This is a genomic window from Gemmatimonadaceae bacterium (assembly GCA_016720905.1).
In the GTDB taxonomy this organism is placed as follows: domain Bacteria; phylum Gemmatimonadota; class Gemmatimonadetes; order Gemmatimonadales; family Gemmatimonadaceae; genus Gemmatimonas.
In genome coordinates this window covers 58,208-75,548 of the sequence record JADKJT010000035.1, presented here as the reverse complement: position 1 = coordinate 75,548, position 17,341 = coordinate 58,208, and the positions used below count along the sequence as shown (strand labels likewise).

Sequence of the window (17,341 nt, the reverse complement as noted above, 5' to 3'; positions counted from 1 at the left end):
GTCAGACGGTCCGGTTGACGAGAATGCCGCGCGGCGCGCCAGTGGCCACCGGGACGGTGCCCTCCAGCGCGTAGGTGGACGACGTGGCCGGGCCACCGGCGAGCGTCCGTACGTGCTGGCCGTTGGATGACAACGCTTCGCGCAGCAGCTTGCGATTCATACCCACTTCCCGGGTCAATACATCGGCCGCCTGTTGCAGGCGCTGACGGGCGTCACGAATGCGCGCATCAAATTGATCGCCCAGTTGCTCCTCGAGATCGCGCAGCTTGCAGTCTTCACTGCCGCCCAGCAACACGTTGAGTTGGCGACGGCGCTGCCGGGCCTGACCCAACGTGGCCAGGACGCGGTGCGTGGCGAAGGTGCTGTCGTCAACGCCTTGAATGTCGTCGGTGCCGACGGCGGCACGCTGGCGGCGCATCTGCGCAATCAGTTCGTCGAGCAACCGACGCTCGCTGATCAGCGCATCATGCAACGCCTCCAGCAAGACCGCGGTGGACGGTCCGAAGTGCGGCGCGGCTTCCGGTGTGAGCAGGGTGGGCGACATCAGAGTGCGGAAGTGACGGAGTTCGGCGCAGGCGCCGCAGCAGACGCTGCGGCAGCGGAATCCACGGGCATTCCTCGGCGCAACTGTCGATACAGCGCGTCGGAGAGTCCGGTGTCCCAATGCTTGGGAGTTTCGGCAGCAAGGTGCTGATCCAGTAGTCCGGTGAAAATGTCCTCACCGGCCCCGCCTGAAACGATTCCTTCCTGCTGCGGAACGGTGTCGCGCATGGACTTGTACAGCTGTTGGACGAAGACGCCCTCCAATTGCTGGGCGGCCTTGCGGAGCTTCGTATCGCGGCTGTCGGTCGCCTTCGGCGTCGTCGCCGCGAGACCGATGGGATCGATCATCGGACGATCACCTCGGCTGTGAGTGCACCGACTTCCCGCAGCGCGGCAAAGATCGCCGCGATTTCGGACGGCGGCGTGCGGACCGCATGCAGAGCGGCCGCGACGCGCTGGACGGAGATGTTGGCCGGCAGACGGACACTGCCCGGAATGGCGCTGGTATCGGCCGCCACATCGGCCCCAAGCACCAAAGTGATGGCACCGTGACTCACCGTCGCGACACCGATCATCATGTCGCCACCGGCAACCACGGTGCCGTCCTTGGCATCAATCACCAGGCGCGGCGCGCGCTCGGGACGGACACTGAGTTCACGAATGCGCGTGTAGGCGGTGGCCTTCACCATGCTGTCGGCCAATGTCACCTGCACGGACCCTTCGTCTTCCACGACGGCGGTCTTCTCGCCAAATGCGCCGTTGATGGCGGTGGCGATTCGTGTGGCAGTGCCCAGATCGGGCTCGCGCAGCAGCAAGCGCGAGGTCGCGGCAATCGTCGGTCGTGGCAAGTCGGCTTCCAACACGCCGCCGGTGGGGATGCGTGCCGAGGTTTCGATGGTGGTGGCATATCGTGTGGTGGAACCCCCTTCGCTGAGCAGGACGGTTCCCTGCGCGGTGGCCAGCGGCGGACCATTCGGATCGGCCACCAGCGGCGTCATATACAGCACGCCGCCCTTGAGCGAGCGGGCGTCGCCCATCGACGAGACGTGCACTTCGAATCGGCCACTCGAACGCAGATACGGTGATACCTCCGCCGTCACCAACACCGCCGCGACATTGCGCATGCGGATCAACTCGGCCGGCACTTCAATATTGAAACGGCGAAGCACGTTGATGACGCCCTGAACGGTCTGGCCGGCCGTTTGGCCGCCAATCGCGCGATCACCCGTGCCGTCAAGTCCGATGACCAGCCCGTAGCCAACCAGGCGCACTGGCAGCGCACCTTCCGGAGAGGTGAGATCGCGGATCTTCACGTCGCCCTGTGCATGCGCCAGCACCGGCAGCAACAGCAATCCCGCCGTCAATACGGCGAGACGCGCGAGGCGTACGCCTTTGATTCGAATCGTGGTATCGATCATGGCCAGAATGCTCCCAGCACCTTGCTGATCATGCCTTGTTTGGGTTTGCCCAACGGGCCGGGTGAGAGGTAGCCCAGTTGCGCATCGGCCACGCGATTGGATTCCACCATGTTGGTGATCGAGATGTCCTGGGGCCGCGCAAATCCGGTAAACACGATGTCCTGACCGGACTTGTCGACGTTGATGTTCTTGGTGCCCTTGAGCTGCAGCAACCCGTTCGGCCCGATGGCCACGATGCGCACGCTCAACTCGTTCTGAAAGCGATTCTCGCGGCGCGACGACCCACGCTGTTGCTGGTCGGCACTGTTGCGGGTGTCGAGACCCACATTCTTGCTGGAGGTGGGCAGTCGTGCGCTGGCCGAAAGCCCGCGGGTGCGGGTATCGGTGGCCGTGTTCTCCTTGAGCGCCGTGGCGATCGTGTAATCGTCGATCAGCACGGTGATGAGATCACCGACCGCGAAGTTGCGCCGGTCGGAGGTCCACGATTCCCGAACGGGACGCGCGGTCGCGGTGGAGGCGGTCGCGGTGGAGGCGGTCGTGGCGGCCGCGGCCTGCGTGGCCGCACCAGCGGCCGGCGGTGTCACCGGCGGCGTTTGCGCGAGGAGCGGGGCGCTCAGCAACAAGGACGCGGCGACGGCGCGTACGGGACAATATGTGAATGCGACGCGAGGCATGGCGGTCGGTCTCAGCGGAGTCGAACAGTGTTGGGCGCGACGGCAATTCCGTCGAGCCGGCGCGTCGGATCGATTCGCACGCCGACAGGAGCGCCGAGCGGTGCGGTATTCGTGGCGACGCCAGTCAACAGGATGCGCACCGGGCCATCCTGGTAGATCAGTGACACACGCGCGCCAACCGTGACCACCGGCGGAGCGCCAACAGCCGGAAAGCGCAGCAGTTCACCAGCGGCAATCGGACGACGGGCAATCCAGCCGGCCTGCGCGCGCGTTGTGTCCGGCGCACTGGTTGACCAACGCCACACGATGATGGTGTCGACGATCGCGATGTCTTCCAATCGAAGCGTGTCGCCGCGCAGGAGCGGCCGCGTGGCAATTGACAGGCGCACGCGCGAACTGCCGCGCGCGAGCGAGTCGCCAGCCACCGCGTGCGGTGAAGCGTTCAACGACGGACCCTGTGCCGACAGCCGCGACACGGGACCCAGCGCGAACGCTGCCACCAGGACGATGACACGCACCGACATCAGCGGGTGATGTTGTTGGCGATCTGACCCATCTCGTCGGCCGTCTTGATGGCCTTGGAGTTGATCTCGTACGCGCGCATGGCGCTGATCATCTCCACCATCTCCTGCACAATCTCGACGTTGCTGCCTTCGAGGCTGCCCTGCTGCAGGCGACCCAGGCCCTCGTCGGCGGGAAAGCCTACCACGGGCTGTCCCGACGCCGCCGTGGGGGCGTAGAGATTCTGCCCGAGTGCCAGCAATCCCGACGGATTCGCAAACCGCGCCAGTTCGATGCGACCGATTTCCGTGGGTTGGATGTCCTGACCGCGACGCACCGTCACGATGCCAGTGGCCGAGATGGTGAGCTCGGCAGAATCCGCGGGAACGCGAATCGGTGGCTGCAGCGCCTGACCCCCACTGGTCACCAACAGGCCCTGATCGGAAATCTGAAAGCTGCCGTCACGCGAGTAGGTGGTATCGCCATTCGGCATTTGAATCTGGAAGAACCCTTCACCCTCGACCGCGATGTCGAGGTTGCGACCGGTCTGTTCGATGGGACCCTGTTGGTGCAATCGATCGACGCCGGCGAGTCGCGTCCCTCGACCCACCTGAATGGCCGGTGACGTGGTGGCATCGGGATCGCCCAGGATCTGCTGTCCCTGCACGGTCTGATACAGCAGGTCTTCGAAGTGCGCGCGACTGCGCTTGAAGCCCGGCGTGTTGACGTTGGCCAGGTTGTTCGAGATGATTTCGGTGCGTGTCTGCTGCGCCATCATGCCGGTGGCGGCGGCGCTCAAGGCTGGATTCATGGATTGCGTTCCGGTTAGACGGGCTTGGCAAGATCGGTCACGGCGATGCCGCGAACCGCGTCAATTGTGGACAGCGTCTTCTGTGCGGCGCCGTAGCGATGCAGGACTTCAATCATCGCCGTCATCGCCGACATCGGATTCACGTTTGACTCTTCGACGAAGCCCTGTCGCACGAGCCGCTGTGTCGGAGGAACGGACTGCCGTGAGGCATCGGGCACGAACTGGGTTCCGCCTTCATGCTTGAGCTGGGTGCCATCGGCCACGCGTTCCACGCGCAGACGCTGCACGGGCTTGCCGTTCACCTTCACGAGCCCGCTTTCGTCGATTTCGGCAACGCCGAGTGGCAGGGTGATCGGACCGTCGTCACCCAGCACCGGGCTGCCGTGTGCGTCGACCAGGCGTCGGTCGCCGTCCAGGCGAAAGCTTCCATTGCGCACCAGCCGTTCTCCGGCCGGAGTCTGCGTGACGAAGAAGCCGTCGCCCTCGATTGCCAGATCGAGCGCGTTGTGCGTCTCGTTCAGCGTACCGGGGGTGAGGTCGAGGGCCGTGTCGGTGGTGGCCATCGCGTCACCCATCATGCGGGCGAAGGCGGTTTCCGCCTTGAATCCGCGGGTGGAGGCGTTGGCGAGATTGTTCGACAGCACCTGCTGCCGCCGCTCCAGCATCTGGAGGGCGGAGGCGGCGCTGGTCATTCCGTTCTGTCTTACTGGATCGGGCATGGCGTGCTCAGAAAAGGGTGCACGAACTCACAAGCCCAAAACGCAACGGTCGGGCCACCGTGGCCCGACCGAGAGAAACTGATGGAAGTTGTTTACTGGTAATACTTTAACTACAGCCTGGAGACGGGAGACGGGAGACGGGAGACAGAGCCAACAGGGAAAATCATGCCGTTGGCGGCTGGAGTTGCCGAGGGGCGGACGAAATGGCAAGAAGCAGCTGGACGGCGTCGATGGGTAGTCCGGTGCGCCAGGCGATGTCGGTTGTGGAAGCTCCTGTGGCGGCCAGCGCTTCGACGGCACGTGGCGTGCGGTGGCGTTTGCCACCAACGCGCGCTGAGCTGCGGGGGGTCAGACGGGACAGGCTGAATGACGCGGCAGGGGCGTCGCCCGTGACCGGAACCAGCGTTCGCTGGGGCGTGGTCCGGCGCATGAACAGCGCGGACAGTGCGCCGATGATGGACACGATGGCCAGAATCGGGGGCGCATACCGGGTGACCGGTACTGGCAGCGCGGCGCGCACGTCGGATTTGAACTCCAGCACCTGTTCCAGGGCGATTCGCGCGACGGTCATGGTGGCCGAACTGACAGAGCCAAGCAAGCGAGCTACCTGGGCGGTGGCATCGGGGCGCGTGGCTCTGGCCACCACGGGTGCCACGACCAGCGCACCGGCCATCACGCCACCCGCCGTGACGCCGATGGCCAGCGTTCCCAGCAGCATCGAACGAATCAGCATCGAAGCGGCGGCTGCCGAGCGCACGCGCTCGATCACCCGAGTTCCGCGCGGGAGCGTGTGTCGGGCACTCATGCGACGCGATCCCGCAACGGCTTGAGATCCACGCGCAACTTGCTGAGCGCCTTCGAGCGAATCTGCGACACGCGCGACTCGGTGAGTTCAAGCACCTTGGCGATCTCGTGCAACTTGAGTTCCTCGAAGTAGTACAGCGAGAGCACGATGCGCTCCTGCTCCTTCAGTCGCAGGATGGCGTCCTTGAGATGCACCACTTCCTGCGCGTGCGTGAGTTGCTCCTCGACCTCGGACTCTTCGCTGCTGGGGAGCATCTCCGCCTGCGATGGCGTGTTGTTCTCGCGTTCACCCGGTGACCGGTCGAGCGGAATGTGGTGGGCACCTTCCACGTCGGCCTGCCAGCGCCACAACGTCTCCATGTCCACATTCAGCTGTGCCGCCAACTCGCGATCTTCCGGCGCTCGGCCGTGTTCGCGCATCCATACTTCGCGCGCGGCGCTGATCTCTCGCGTCTTGCGGCGAATTGAGCGCGGCACGTGATCCTGCTTGCGCAATTCGTCGAGAATGGCGCCGCGAATGCGTGGCGCGGCATAGGTGCTGAACGCCAGTCCGCGCGTCGCATCGAAGCTTTCGAGTGCGGCCATCAGTCCCATGGTCCCGGCACTGACCAACTCGTCGAAGTCGATACGCACCGCGAGCGTGCGGGAGACCTGACGGGCGACATGGTGGACCAGTCCAAGGTGCTCCTGCAGCAGTCGGTCGCGGGCGGTGTCACTGCCGGAATGGTACGACTGCCAGAGCGTGGGATTCATGGCGACGGATCCTTGTGGCGTTGCGTAGGTCACAATCAGACACCTGGTCGGGTTGATGATGTCCCGGCCAGCGTGCGCATCACGACATCGTGAGCGGCGATCGCTGCGGGTGATCCTGCCGCCGCGTCGGGGAAGGGCATCCCCGCGCGAAGTGCAGCATCGAGCGTCGGATCGGCGGGCACGGCACCGGCAAAACGGAGTGTGCCACCGAGGAACTGACGAACACCGGCATCGATGGCGTCGAAGCAGCGCGCTGCCTCGGATCCCTCATGCCGATTGACGAGTACATCCTGTGGAAGGGCACCGTGCCGGGCATGCACCGCCTTGCACAGCGCATAGGTCGCGGCCAGTCCGATGGGATCGGCGCCGGCCGTGATGGCGAGCAGTCGTTCGCCAGCGTGCGGTGCAATCGAGGCCGACACCGTGTCGAATCGGGCGCCGCAGTCGATCACCACCAGGTCCATTCCCAGGGCGAGCGGGCTCAGGCGCCGCATGCACGCTTTGCGTTCGGCGGCGGAGAGCGGGCTGTTCGTGCCCGTGGTGTGACGCGGCGCTCCACCGGCCACCAAGGTCAGCGTGGTACTGACCGGAGTGGCCACGTCCAAAGGCGACACGCGTCCCCCGCGCAAATCCTGCCAACTGGCCCGCGCGGACACGTTCAGCAACATGGACAGCGGTCCGACATGTTCATCGGCGTCGATCAGCAGCACGCGCGCGCCGTCGCCAGCGGCGGCAACGGCCAGCAGCGCGGCGATCATGGTCGTGCCACTGCCGCCGCGTCCACTGGCGCACAGCAACGTCGGCACACTGCCGCCGTCGTTCGGTATCACGGCGTGCGTCCCGCCAGGCGTTTCGCGATGGCGACGCTGAAGCAACGCATCAAGCTGCGACGCGCCATGGGAAGTCTGCGGCATCACGGATATGCTCACGCCGGCAACCAGTCGGCTTCGGTATCCGCCGACAAACCGTACGCCCGCAAAATTCGCGCTACGCCGGGCTTGAGGTCGGCCGGCACGTCCTGCCCATCGGTGACCCAGCGCGTGGGCATCTCCAGTGACAGCGCCAGATCGGCCACTCCCGATTCGCGCGGGACTTCATCGACCTTTGACAGCAACAGATGCGTCGCGCCGCGGTGCGCGCGCGTACCCGCGTAGGCGCGGGACACGTCGCGCGCGAGATCGGGACGCAGCGAGGCGGGCAACACCAGATGCACTTCGTCGGGCGCCAGCGCGTCCAACAGCGAACGCCAGCGTTCGGTGAGCTGGGACGACGCGGGGCTGCGACCGGGGGTATCAATGATCACCACGTCGCACGACGAAAGACGCTTCATGGCCGCGTCGATCTCGCTGGCATCATAGATCACTTCGAACGGCACATCCGCCAGTTCGGCGTAGGTGGCCAGCTGTTCCATGCCGCCCACGCGATACGTGTCGAGCGTGAGCAATCCGGTGCGGGCCGCACCAAACATGCCGCGACGCACGGCCAACTTGGCGGCCGTGGTGGTCTTGCCGGCACCGGTGGGTCCCACCAACGCAATGCGATACGGCTTGCCATCGGCCGCGCGCATCTGGCGCGGAAACGGCGCCGGTTCAAGACGCGCGCGCAGACGATCAATCACGTCGGACGTGGTGGCCAGCACTTCCACCATCGGCACGCCGCCGTCACGCACCATGCGCGTGTGCAGAATCATCACATCGTCGCCCAGCGCGCGTCTGGCGCGATCGGCCACGTGCGGCAGGTCGGCGCCGCGGAATCGTTCAGGAGCCATGTGGCATCTCCCAGGTGGCGACGCTGCTCAGGGTGATCGCCGCCGGCAGCTCAGCCAGCGAGACCACCGGGAGACTGGGCAGCACGGGTTCAATCAGACGACGCACGCCGATGCGCAGCGACGGCGGCGTAATGAGTGGCAACGGGCGACCATCCAACGCGTAGGTGGTGGCCAGGTGATTCAGGTCGCGCAACATGCCGGCCAGTGAATCGGGGGTGAGCACCGGTGCGTTGGGTTGCGACGCGCGCGGGGAGAAGAGCCCCAGCAACGCCGACTCCAGTCGGCCACCAATCGTGATACCTCGTACGACACCCGTGCTATCGGCGAACATGCGCGCGATGACGTTGGTGAGCGACTTGCGCACCACTTCCGTAAGCGCTTCCGGATCCTTGGTGGTTTCGGCGCCGTCGCCAAGCGCTTCCAGAATCGTGACCAGGTCGCGAATGGGCACGCGCTCGCGCAGCAGGCGTTGCAGCACCCGATGCAGCACACTCAACGACACCTTGTTGGGGATGATCTCTTCCACCAGCGCCGGGTGCGATTTCTTGAGTGTCTCCACCATCTCCTGCACTTCCTGACGGCCCAGCAGCTCCGAGGCACTGGCCTTGAGTGTTTCCAATAGATGCGTGGCCACCACCGTGGTGGGTTCGACCACCACATAGCCCAGCGCTTCGGCTTCCGTGCGGCGCGCACCGGCAATCCAACGCGCCGGCATGCCAAACGACGGATCGATGGACTCCATCCCGTCGATTTCGGCGACCACGCCACCCGTGTTGAGGGCCATCATGAAGCGCGGCAGTACTTCGGCGCGCGCCACTTCGGAGCCGCGCAACTTGATCACGTACTCGTTGGCCGGCAGCCGGATGTCGTCACGAATGCGAATGGGCGGGACGAGAATGCCCAACTCGATGGCGGCCTGCTTGCGCAGCAGCGAGATGCGCTCGAGCAGATCGCCACCCTGGCCTTCATCAATGAGCGGAATGAGCGCGTAGCCAACTTCCAGTTCGATGGGATCGATCTGCAGCAGGTCGCGCATCGGGTCGGATGGGGCGGGCGCCTCGACTTCGGTGGGCGGCGCCGAGATCATCGCGAATTCATTACGACGCGTTTCCGCCTGACCTGACAGTCGCGCCAGAATGGCCGCGCCACCGGCCAGTGAGACAAACGGGAACATCGGCAGACCCGGCACCAGCGCAAACGCGCCGAGTACCGCAGCGGCCATCCACATGGCCCGCGGGTGCGAACCCAGCTGGCGGCTCAACACCACGCCCATGCGATCGCTGCCCGTGGCGCTGGTCACCATAAGACCGGCGGCGGTGCTGATGATCAGCGCTGGCACCTGCGACACCAGTCCATCGCCAACCGTGAGCAGCGTGTAGGTGCTGCCCGCCTTGGCCAGCGGCATGCCTTTCTGCACCACGCCAATGAAGATGCCGCCCAGAATGTTCACGGCCACGACCAAAATGCCGAGTATGGCATCGCCTTTCACGTACTTGGAGGCACCGTCCATCGCGCCATAGAAGTCGGCGGTGCGCGAGATCTCGTCGCGACGGATGCGCGCTTCCTTTTCGTCAATGAGGCCGGCCGACAGGTCGGCATCGATGGCCATCTGCTTGCCGGGCATCGCGTCGAGGGCGAAACGCGCCGCCACTTCGGCAATGCGTCCGGCGCCCTTGGTGATCACGATGAAGTTGATGCCGATCAGCAGCAGGAAGATGACGATACCCACGGCATAATTGCCGCCAATAACGAACGTGCCGAACGCCTCGATGACCTTGCCCGCGTGCCCATGCGTGAGAATGAGGCGCGTGGACGACACGTTCAGGCCAATGCGGAACAGCGTGAGCAGCAGGAGCAGCGCGGGGAAGCTGCTGAAGTCCAGCGGGTTCGTGGTGTACAGCGACACCAGCAACACCACCAGCGAGAGTCCGATGCTGGCCGCGAGACACAGGTCCAGCAGCATCGGTGGCAGTGGCACCACGATGAGCGCAATGATGAGGACGACGGCCACTGCCAGCGCCACTTCCGCGCGCTTTTTGGTGTCCGGCGCGTCGAACGCCATCGGCATGGCAGCGGCGGTCATATGGAGTCACTCATGCGCGCGTCACTCATGTGCAGGATGCTCATGCGGCCACCGTGCCGCGCCAGCGGCGACCATAGCGTTCACGCTGACGCATCACGAAGGCGAGCACCTCGGCGATGGCCAGATACATGTCGACGGGAATCATCGTACCGACTTTCGTGGTGGCCAGCAGCGCGCGGGCGAGGGGCTTGTTCTCGATCACCGGCACACCGTGCTGAAAGGCGAGTTCCTTGATACGCAAGGCGATCTTGCGCTGCCCAATGGCCACGACCATCGGGGCGGGGGCGACGTTGGGGTCGTACTTGATGGCGACAGCGATGTGCACCGGGTTCACGATCACGACATCGGCCTTGGGCACGGCGGCGAACATCGCGCGACGAATGCGCTCGCGCGCCACCTGCCGGCGACGACTCTTCATTTCCGGGTTGCCTTCCTGCGACTTCGATTCTTCCTTCACTTCCTGCTTCGTCATCTTGAGCTGCTCGTTCGTACTCCAGCGCTGCCACGCGTAGTCGGCCAGCGCGAGCGCGAGGAACATGAGGCCGGCGTTCTTGAGCATTCCCACACCGTACTGGCGCACGATGTCCATCAGGGCCAGCGGTGATTGCATGGCCAGGCCCTGGATGTCGGGCCACGCATCCACCAACGTGGCGTATACGGCCCACCCCACGATGGACATCTTGAGCATGGCCTTGGCCAGCTCCACCCAGGCCTGCTTGCCGGCAATGCGTCCGAGGTTGGTGAGCGGATTGAGTCGCTGGAAATTCGGCGCGAGCGCCTTGGTGGTGATGATGCCACCCGCTTGCGCGGCCTGAATGGCGATGGCGATCAACGCCATGGCGCCCACGAAACCCAACACGGCCACGATGGTGCGAAATCCCATGGTCTGCAGCCACGGAATAGCCGACGCGCCGGTGTGCTCGTCGTTGAATGACGTGGCCAAACCCTGACCCATGGTTTCCAGCAGGAAACGCCAGAGTGGCGGCCCGGCAAACGACAGTGTCACCGTGGAGCCAAATAGAAACGCTGCCGTGGTGAGCTCGGGGCTCTTCGCGATCTGTCCCTTGTCGCGCGCCTCTTCAACCCGTTTACCAGTAGGGGCTTCTGTTTTTTCGCCGGACTCGTTGTCGGCCATGTCAGCGCACCCCCGATGCGATGTTCGCGGCTGCGGGGGCGGTCACGTGCGTTGCCCGGGCCACCGTCTCAAGCGTGGAGGCGAAGCCGGGGGTCCAATCACTCATGGCGTGCACTACCAGCGCCAGCGAACCGGCGAAGGTGATGAGTCCCACGCCAATCTGCAGCGGAAAGGCGACACCCATGATGTTGAGCTGCGGTGCGGCGCGTCCAAGCACGGCCAGCGCGAGATTGAGCAGCAGCACGGCCGCGATCACGGGTGCGGCAAACTGCACACCGGTCACGAAGATGGACTTGGCGGCAACCACCACGGCGTGCGACCCGTCGCCAATGTGGAGCGGCGCGCCCAGGGGCATGGAGACAAAACTCTGTGCGACGGCCTGCAGCATGATGATGTGGCCGCCGCCGATGAGCACGACAATCAGCGCCATGAGCTGCATGAACTGCTGCAGGATGGCGCCCTGGGTGTTGTTGAGTGGATCGAAAATGGCCGCGCCGGAGAGACCAATCGTGGTGGTCATCAACTCGCCCGCGAACTCGGCGGCGGCAATCACCAGCGCGCCGGCCATACCGATCATGAAGCCCACGGCCGTTTCGGCGAGGAACGTGGCCGGTGTGATGCGCAGCGATGCGAGATCGGTGTTGGCGCGCGCGGCCGGCAGCAGCAACACGGCGAACAGCACCAGCAGCACAGTGCGGAGCCGCATGGGGACGACTTTGGCCGACCACGCGGGCGCGATCAGCAGCAGTCCGCCCACGCGCAGCGCGGTCAGCACGCAGGCTGCCGCGACGCCCGGGGCGAAGAAATCGGGGAGACCGAAATCGCTCACGACCACGTGCTCGCGAACAGCGCCACTCAGGCGACCATCGCGGGAATCCCGCGAATGAGCTGGGTGGTGAAGCGGATGAGGATCTGGAGCAGCCAGGGCATCCCGACGATGAACGCGCCACCTACCAGCACCAGCTTGGGCACGAAAGCCAGGGTCTGCTCCTGGATTTGCGTGACCGACTGGATGATGCTGACCAGCAGCCCGACACCCAGCGCGATCAGCAGCATGGGGGCAGCGATCATCAGGGCCGTCATGATCGCGTCGCGGGAGAGGTCGATGACCATCTGGTGAGACATCTGGTGCTAGGTCGGAGGCCTGGGGGTCGGTACGTCGCGGTGCGGGCGACTCTGGCGACTCTATAGGCAGGGACCGTACCAGCGGATATCTCATTGGTCCAAAATCATAAGTTCATTATTCACAACACTTTACGCACTTTGACTGGAAACGGAATTGCACAGCCTGCGATTGAACCGGAAAAACGTGCCGCCCATCACATCGGATGGAATTGCCGGAAGTCTTTGCTATCCAAATCAATTGTATTCGGCGGAGTCGCCTCCCTTCGCGCCACGCCAATGGGTTGGGCAGGGTCACTGGTTCTGCTCGCCCAACGCGTACCGCTGGTTTCCCGGCGGGCATCGAAATGCGCTTGCGGACCCAATGCCCCCAATAACCCCCCAGACCCCCCCCCCCCCCCCCCCCCCCCCCCCCCCCCCCACCCGCCCCCCCCCCCCTTTCCCCCCCCCCCCCCCCCCCCCCCAACCCCCCCCCCCAACCCCCCCCCCCCCCCCCCCCCCCCCCCCACCCCCCCCCCCCCTCCCCCTCCCCCCCCCCCCCCCCTGCCCCCCCCCCCCGCCCCCAAACCCCCCCCCCCCCCCCCCCCCCCCCCCCCCCCCCCCCCCCCCCCCCCCCCCCCCCCCCCCCCCCCCCCCAAAAATCCCCCCCCCCCCCCTTTCTTTTTCCTTCCCCCCCCTCCCCCCCCCCCCCCCCCCCCCCCCCCCCCCCACCCCCCCCCCCCCCCCCCCCCCCCCCCCCCCCCCCCCACAAACCCCCCCCCCCCCGGGGCCCCCCCCACCCCCCCCCCCCCCCCCCCCCCCCCCCCCCAACCCCCCGGCGCCCCCCCCCCCCCGCCCCTTCCCCCCGACAAAAAAACTTCCGGCCCCCCCCCCCCTTCCCCTCCCCCCCCCCCCCCCAAAACCCCCATACCCCCCCCCCCGGGACCCCCCCCCCCCCCCCCCCCCCCCCCGGCCGGTTTCCGGTGGTCCGGGTTCCACCAAATGGGGTTTTTGTGCTGCGCGCTCAGGCGGACGGCACGAGTGCACTCGCCGAATATGTGATCCCCCCAGGGCACCACGAACGGCCGCCCACTTCCCCCGTGAGCGGCCGTTCAACTCGTCGCGGTGCGCCGGGCCAGTGTGGCCGTTTACGCGGTGCAACGAGACTGCAGATGCACGCCTTACTTAAAACTCTGTACCAAGCTGGAAATGGTGAGCGTCCACCCGTCCACCAATACGAACAGCAGCAATTTGAATGGCAATGAAATCATGGCAGGAGGCAACATGAACATGCCCATGCTCATGAGCACCGATGCCACCACGGCATCGATGATGATGAACGGCAGGTAAATCGCGAATCCAATCTGAAAGGCGGTGCGCAGTTCGCTGGCCACGAATGCCGACATCAGCACATGCAACGGCACGTCCTCGGCCGTATTCGGACGCGGCAGGCGGCTCATATCCACAAACGTCTTGAGGTCGGACTCGCGCGTTTGCTTCAGCATGAACTCGCGCATCGGGGCAACGCCGGTCTTCATCATTTCCACCTGCGTGATCTTGCCGTCCAGCCAGGGCGTGATGGCCTTGCTGTTCACTTCACTCAGCGTGGGCGCCATCACGAAGCCGGTCAGCAACAATGCCATCGCGGCCAGCAACTGCGCCGGCGGCGCACTCTGCGTGCCCATGGCCTGCTTGAGGAAGTGCAGCACAATCAGAATGCGCGTGAAGCCGGTCATCATCAGCAGCAACGTGGGCAGCAGCGTGAGCAGCCCCATCATCACCACGATACCCACCGTGCCGTTCAGGCGCAGTCCGCCATCCTTCGCGTCACCCAGTTGCACGTCCATTTGCGGCATCATGCGCATGATGGCCTCATCGGCGCCAACGGGTGCGGGCTGTGCGGCTCCGGCACGCGGGCTCTTCGCGGCCGCCAGGGTCGAATCGATTTGCATCTGCGACATCTGACGACGCGCGGCCGCACCACCCGGTGTGACTGACGCCCCGTTGCCGGAACGCGGCTTGACGGGCGCGGTGGTGCCCGCCGTGGCGGTACGCACCGAAGACGGCAGGGAAAATTGCGGCGCGACCGGCGCGACCGGCGCACCTGGCGCTGCCGTCTGTCGCGCCGTCTGTTGCGCTCCGGCACCCGCAGGGAATGCGGGCAACGGAAGCGGTTGCGGCGCATCGGCCGCCACGGCAGGTGTCACCGCCGAAGCCGCCACGGGGATCGCGACACTCGGTGGAACACTCGATGTGGCTGGCGGATTCGTTGGCGGTGAGGTGGGTGGCGAAGTCGGTGGCGCTGCCTGCGCGCGCAACGGCATCACCACCGCCGACGCCAAAATCATCGCTCCTGCAAATACCGCCAGGCGCGTCGCACCACTCATCGCACCACCCAACATCGCGCGAAAGTCACGTTCAGCCGCCAGCGATGGACGCGGCACCGGCGGGCCGTACGACAGTGGTTGTCCGCGCTGTGTCACCGGCGGCGACGTCAGGAACGACGGGATTTCGCACGGCTCCGTTGGACTGAACACCGCAACGGCGGAGACCAGCGGCGGCGCGGCAACTGGGCCAGGCTCCGCGGTTGACTCCATGGTATGCTGCAGAGTCTTGCCAAACGCGCTGGGCAGGAACTTCGCAAACGACGCCGACGCCTCACTGCTCGATTCCATGGGCATCGGAATCTGACTGCTGGCAATCACCCGCTGACGATCCACTTCGTCCAGCTCGAACAGCGTGCGAATGCCGCCTTCACCAACGGAAACGGCCATCACCTTCTCGCCAACACGAATCACCGCGAGTCCGGTTTTGGGACCCAGCGGCACGCGCTGCACCACTTCGACGGCCACCCGCGTGCGCGACGTGAGCGACATCTTGCCCCAGCGCTTGAGTGCCCACAAACACAGGGCACCAAGGCCAAGCACAAAAGCCAGCGCGGCAACAACGCCAAGGGCAGCGATCAGCATGAGGGGTGTCTACTCAGGTGGTCGGCGGCACGTAATCCGACACCAGCACACAATCGCCTGTAGTCACTACGCCACCTGCTGGTTGACAACGCCGCCAGCGGACAAAATGCGCGTGATACGCACGCCAAAGTGTTCACCCAGCACCACCACTTCGCCCTCGGCGAAACGACGATCACCCACATAGATGTCGATGGGATCGCCGGCCAGTCGATCGAGCTGCACCACCGAGCCGCGACCCAAACGGAGCAATTCCTGCACCGTCATGGTCGTGCGACCCAACTCGATGGAGATGGGCAGCGTGAGGTCGAGCAGCATGCCGATGGGCACTTCGCTGTGACCCGTGGAAGTCTGTTCGAATTCGGTGAACTGCGGCGTGCGCGCGATGGCGGCATCGGTGGACTGGTCGCCACTGGCCACCAGGGCGTCGATCTCGGCGGGATTCATTCGGAGGTCCGGGAATCGGGTGACGAAGACGCGGACGGCACCGCGTCGAGAATGCGAATGGCAAGGTTGCCCGACACGCGGCCGGGGTGACCGATGAAGCGTTCCTGCGCACCGGCGCGCACGATGACCCGCGCGTCCTTCGGAATGCCGGTGGGAATCACACTGCCAATTTCCAGCATGGCGATGTCGCGCATGGACAACTGGAAGTCCGGCAGGCGCGCGGTGAGCGGCACCTTGCTGGCGCGCACAGCGGCTTCACTCCGCTGGCGGCTGTTGTCACGCTCGGCCACGCTGGCCGATGGCGGCGCCACGCGCTGTTGACTGTGCGCATTGACGAACGCATCCAGCACCGCGAACGGCAGACAGATCATCATCAGGCTGCTCACATTGCCGGCGGAGAATTCCACATTCGCCACCAGCACGGGATCATCGCGACCAATCACCTGGAGGGCTTCCGGCGCGGATTCGAATCCGGTGATGCTGAGCGACATCGGCGCATGGTCTTTCCACATGTCCTGCACCATGGTGGCGACTTTGTCGGCAATGGAGCGCACGGCCAGTCGTTCGATGGGCGTCAGGGCGCGCGACAACGCATTGCCGCTGCCCTCGCCACCGAACAGCTTGTCGACCACATACGTGGACAGCTCAGGACCAATGTCGATGACGCCTTTCTGGCCCGTGCCGGCGATGTCGAAAATGAACGAGGAACAGGGCATTGGCAGCGACAGCGAGAACTCGCCAAACGAGAACTGCTCGACGCTCTGCAGCCGCACTTCCACCTGTCCGCGCAGTCGTGTGACCAGCCACGTCTCGAGCCCTTTCACCAGGCGCTCGTACATGGATTCGAGCATGCGCAGGCGTTCCTTGGAGATGCGATGCGGGCGGCGCCAGTCGTAGCTCTGGATATCCATCGCGGCGGCGGTGTGCGGCGTGAGGCGCGCACTCCCACCCAACAGGCGATCGATATCGGTCTGACTGAGAGTCTCGGAGGCCATCTCGCTGTGCTCCTGCTTACTGCACGACGAACTGCGGGAAGTAGAGGCGCTTCACGGAGGCCTTGCCGAAGCGTCCCGTGATGGCCGTCTGCAGCTCCACCTTGATGCCTTCGCGGGTGCTGATGTCGGTGAGTTGATCCACCGTCTTGGTGCCAAGCGAGGTGAGGATGATGTCGCGAAGCTCGGCATCGCGCGTGGTCATGTCGGTCGCGATCGCCGGCGTTCCCGTTTCGATGGCCACAGACAACAACAGAAAGCGGCTGCCATTGCTGCCAGCCGGATTGAGCACGAGGTTCTCGAGCAAGTGCACGGCTTCGGCTCCGCCGCCGTTCTCGCCTTCGGCCGGGGCGTGTTCGCCGCCCGCTGCCGCCTCGCCATGCGCCGCAGCGCTGTCGGCGTGGGGTGGCGCGACCTTGCCCATCTTCTTGGCGACCATTGGACCGATGACCACGGCACCGGTTCCGCCGCCGATGGCGATACCGACCGCCACCATAGCGATCATCGGCAGCTTGGCCTTGAACCCCGTTGGGGCGGCCTGGCCGTCTTGGTTTTCAGGAACCGGGGCTTGTTCTGGAGCAGACATGGCAGATTGCGGACGAGGGTTGGGCCAGCGGGTCTCGTAA

At 65.4% G+C, this 17,341-nt stretch carries 19 protein-coding genes; all 19 read right to left on the bottom strand.

What is annotated here, in order from left to right; translation table 11 throughout:
- Position 1 precedes the first annotated feature (1 nt).
- On the bottom strand, positions 2–544 hold the full coding sequence (locus IPP90_22905) for a flagellar protein FlgN (GenBank protein ID MBL0173487.1): 543 nt from the start codon (positions 542–544) through the stop codon (positions 2–4).
- Entirely contained in the window at positions 544–891 is a 348-nt protein-coding gene (locus IPP90_22900) for a rod-binding protein (protein ID MBL0173486.1), read from the bottom strand. The genes IPP90_22905 and IPP90_22900 overlap by 1 nt, the downstream gene beginning before the upstream one ends.
- Positions 888–1,961 carry a flagellar basal body P-ring protein FlgI gene (locus tag IPP90_22895; protein ID MBL0173485.1) on the bottom strand — a complete coding sequence of 358 codons (1,074 nt, stop codon included), beginning with the start codon at positions 1,959–1,961 and terminating at the stop codon, positions 888–890. The genes IPP90_22900 and IPP90_22895 overlap by 4 nt, the downstream gene beginning before the upstream one ends.
- Complete coding sequence (locus IPP90_22890) at positions 1,958–2,635, bottom strand: flagellar basal body L-ring protein FlgH (GenBank protein ID MBL0173484.1); 678 nt, start codon at positions 2,633–2,635, stop codon at positions 1,958–1,960. Before IPP90_22890 ends, IPP90_22895 begins: the two co-directional genes overlap by 4 nt.
- 11 nt (positions 2,636–2,646) lie before the next feature.
- Positions 2,647–3,159: a flagellar basal body P-ring formation protein FlgA gene (flgA, locus tag IPP90_22885; GenBank protein MBL0173483.1), complete on the bottom strand. Its 513-nt coding sequence runs from the start codon at positions 3,157–3,159 to the stop codon at positions 2,647–2,649.
- A complete protein-coding gene (gene flgG / locus IPP90_22880; protein ID MBL0173482.1) occupies positions 3,159–3,947 on the bottom strand; it encodes a flagellar basal-body rod protein FlgG in 789 nt (262 codons plus the stop codon). The genes flgA and flgG overlap by 1 nt, the downstream gene beginning before the upstream one ends.
- A 14-nt stretch (positions 3,948–3,961) precedes the next feature.
- The gene (locus IPP90_22875; protein MBL0173481.1) at positions 3,962–4,666 is read right to left on the bottom strand and encodes a flagellar hook basal-body protein; all 705 of its coding nucleotides are present in this window, start codon (positions 4,664–4,666) and stop codon (positions 3,962–3,964) included.
- A 163-nt stretch (positions 4,667–4,829) separates the two neighbouring features.
- A complete protein-coding gene (locus tag IPP90_22870) occupies positions 4,830–5,471 on the bottom strand; it encodes a hypothetical protein (protein MBL0173480.1) in 642 nt (213 codons plus the stop codon).
- Positions 5,468–6,223, bottom strand: coding sequence for a FliA/WhiG family RNA polymerase sigma factor (locus IPP90_22865; protein MBL0173479.1), 756 nt, complete (start codon positions 6,221–6,223; stop codon positions 5,468–5,470). The genes IPP90_22870 and IPP90_22865 overlap by 4 nt, the downstream gene beginning before the upstream one ends.
- A 35-nt stretch (positions 6,224–6,258) precedes the next feature.
- Positions 6,259–7,137, bottom strand: a complete 879-nt coding sequence (locus tag IPP90_22860; protein MBL0173478.1) for a hypothetical protein — start codon at positions 7,135–7,137, stop codon at positions 6,259–6,261.
- A gap of 11 nt (positions 7,138–7,148) precedes the next feature.
- Positions 7,149–7,991: a hypothetical protein gene (locus IPP90_22855; GenBank protein MBL0173477.1), complete on the bottom strand. Its 843-nt coding sequence runs from the start codon at positions 7,989–7,991 to the stop codon at positions 7,149–7,151.
- A complete protein-coding gene (flhA, locus tag IPP90_22850; GenBank protein ID MBL0173476.1) occupies positions 7,981–10,059 on the bottom strand; it encodes a flagellar biosynthesis protein FlhA in 2,079 nt (692 codons plus the stop codon). Before flhA ends, IPP90_22855 begins: the two co-directional genes overlap by 11 nt.
- A gap of 55 nt (positions 10,060–10,114) precedes the next feature.
- Positions 10,115–11,209 (bottom strand): EscU/YscU/HrcU family type III secretion system export apparatus switch protein, encoded by a 1,095-nt coding sequence (locus IPP90_22845; protein ID MBL0173475.1) that lies wholly within the window; start codon positions 11,207–11,209, stop codon positions 10,115–10,117.
- 1 nt (position 11,210) lies between these two features.
- The gene (locus IPP90_22840) at positions 11,211–12,038 is read right to left on the bottom strand and encodes a flagellar biosynthetic protein FliR (protein ID MBL0173474.1); all 828 of its coding nucleotides are present in this window, start codon (positions 12,036–12,038) and stop codon (positions 11,211–11,213) included.
- 26 nt (positions 12,039–12,064) lie between these two features.
- A complete protein-coding gene (locus tag IPP90_22835) occupies positions 12,065–12,334 on the bottom strand; it encodes a flagellar biosynthetic protein FliQ (protein ID MBL0173473.1) in 270 nt (89 codons plus the stop codon).
- Between the two features lie 1,157 nt (positions 12,335–13,491).
- Positions 13,492–15,279, bottom strand: a complete 1,788-nt coding sequence (gene fliP / locus IPP90_22830; GenBank protein MBL0173472.1) for a flagellar type III secretion system pore protein FliP — start codon at positions 15,277–15,279, stop codon at positions 13,492–13,494.
- A gap of 66 nt (positions 15,280–15,345) precedes the next feature.
- Positions 15,346–15,723 carry a flagellar motor switch protein FliN gene (gene fliN / locus IPP90_22825; protein ID MBL0173471.1) on the bottom strand — a complete coding sequence of 126 codons (378 nt, stop codon included), beginning with the start codon at positions 15,721–15,723 and terminating at the stop codon, positions 15,346–15,348.
- Positions 15,720–16,718, bottom strand: a complete 999-nt coding sequence (locus IPP90_22820) for a flagellar motor switch protein FliM (protein MBL0173470.1) — start codon at positions 16,716–16,718, stop codon at positions 15,720–15,722. Before IPP90_22820 ends, fliN begins: the two co-directional genes overlap by 4 nt.
- A gap of 16 nt (positions 16,719–16,734) precedes the next feature.
- A complete protein-coding gene (locus tag IPP90_22815) occupies positions 16,735–17,301 on the bottom strand; it encodes a flagellar basal body-associated FliL family protein (GenBank protein MBL0173469.1) in 567 nt (188 codons plus the stop codon).
- Positions 17,302–17,341: the final 40 nt, after the last annotated feature.

Coding starts and splice junctions, on each gene's coding strand:
- IPP90_22905 (MBL0173487.1), bottom strand. CDS start 544: ATGTCGCCCACCCTGCTCACACCGGAAGCCGCGCCGCACTTCGGACCG.
- IPP90_22900 (MBL0173486.1), bottom strand. CDS start 891: ATGATCGATCCCATCGGTCTCGCGGCGACGACGCCGAAGGCGACCGAC.
- IPP90_22895 (MBL0173485.1), bottom strand. CDS start 1,961: ATGATCGATACCACGATTCGAATCAAAGGCGTACGCCTCGCGCGTCTC.
- IPP90_22890 (MBL0173484.1), bottom strand. CDS start 2,635: ATGCCTCGCGTCGCATTCACATATTGTCCCGTACGCGCCGTCGCCGCG.
- flgA (MBL0173483.1), bottom strand. CDS start 3,159: ATGTCGGTGCGTGTCATCGTCCTGGTGGCAGCGTTCGCGCTGGGTCCC.
- flgG (MBL0173482.1), bottom strand. CDS start 3,947: ATGAATCCAGCCTTGAGCGCCGCCGCCACCGGCATGATGGCGCAGCAG.
- IPP90_22875 (MBL0173481.1), bottom strand. CDS start 4,666: ATGCCCGATCCAGTAAGACAGAACGGAATGACCAGCGCCGCCTCCGCC.
- IPP90_22870 (MBL0173480.1), bottom strand. CDS start 5,471: ATGAGTGCCCGACACACGCTCCCGCGCGGAACTCGGGTGATCGAGCGC.
- IPP90_22865 (MBL0173479.1), bottom strand. CDS start 6,223: ATGAATCCCACGCTCTGGCAGTCGTACCATTCCGGCAGTGACACCGCC.
- IPP90_22860 (MBL0173478.1), bottom strand. CDS start 7,137: ATGCCGCAGACTTCCCATGGCGCGTCGCAGCTTGATGCGTTGCTTCAG.
- IPP90_22855 (MBL0173477.1), bottom strand. CDS start 7,991: ATGGCTCCTGAACGATTCCGCGGCGCCGACCTGCCGCACGTGGCCGAT.
- flhA (MBL0173476.1), bottom strand. CDS start 10,059: ATGCCGATGGCGTTCGACGCGCCGGACACCAAAAAGCGCGCGGAAGTG.
- IPP90_22845 (MBL0173475.1), bottom strand. CDS start 11,209: ATGGCCGACAACGAGTCCGGCGAAAAAACAGAAGCCCCTACTGGTAAA.
- IPP90_22835 (MBL0173473.1), bottom strand. CDS start 12,334: ATGTCTCACCAGATGGTCATCGACCTCTCCCGCGACGCGATCATGACG.
- fliP (MBL0173472.1), bottom strand. CDS start 15,279: ATGCTGATCGCTGCCCTTGGCGTTGTTGCCGCGCTGGCTTTTGTGCTT.
- fliN (MBL0173471.1), bottom strand. CDS start 15,723: ATGAATCCCGCCGAGATCGACGCCCTGGTGGCCAGTGGCGACCAGTCC.
- IPP90_22820 (MBL0173470.1), bottom strand. CDS start 16,718: ATGGCCTCCGAGACTCTCAGTCAGACCGATATCGATCGCCTGTTGGGT.
- IPP90_22815 (MBL0173469.1), bottom strand. CDS start 17,301: ATGTCTGCTCCAGAACAAGCCCCGGTTCCTGAAAACCAAGACGGCCAG.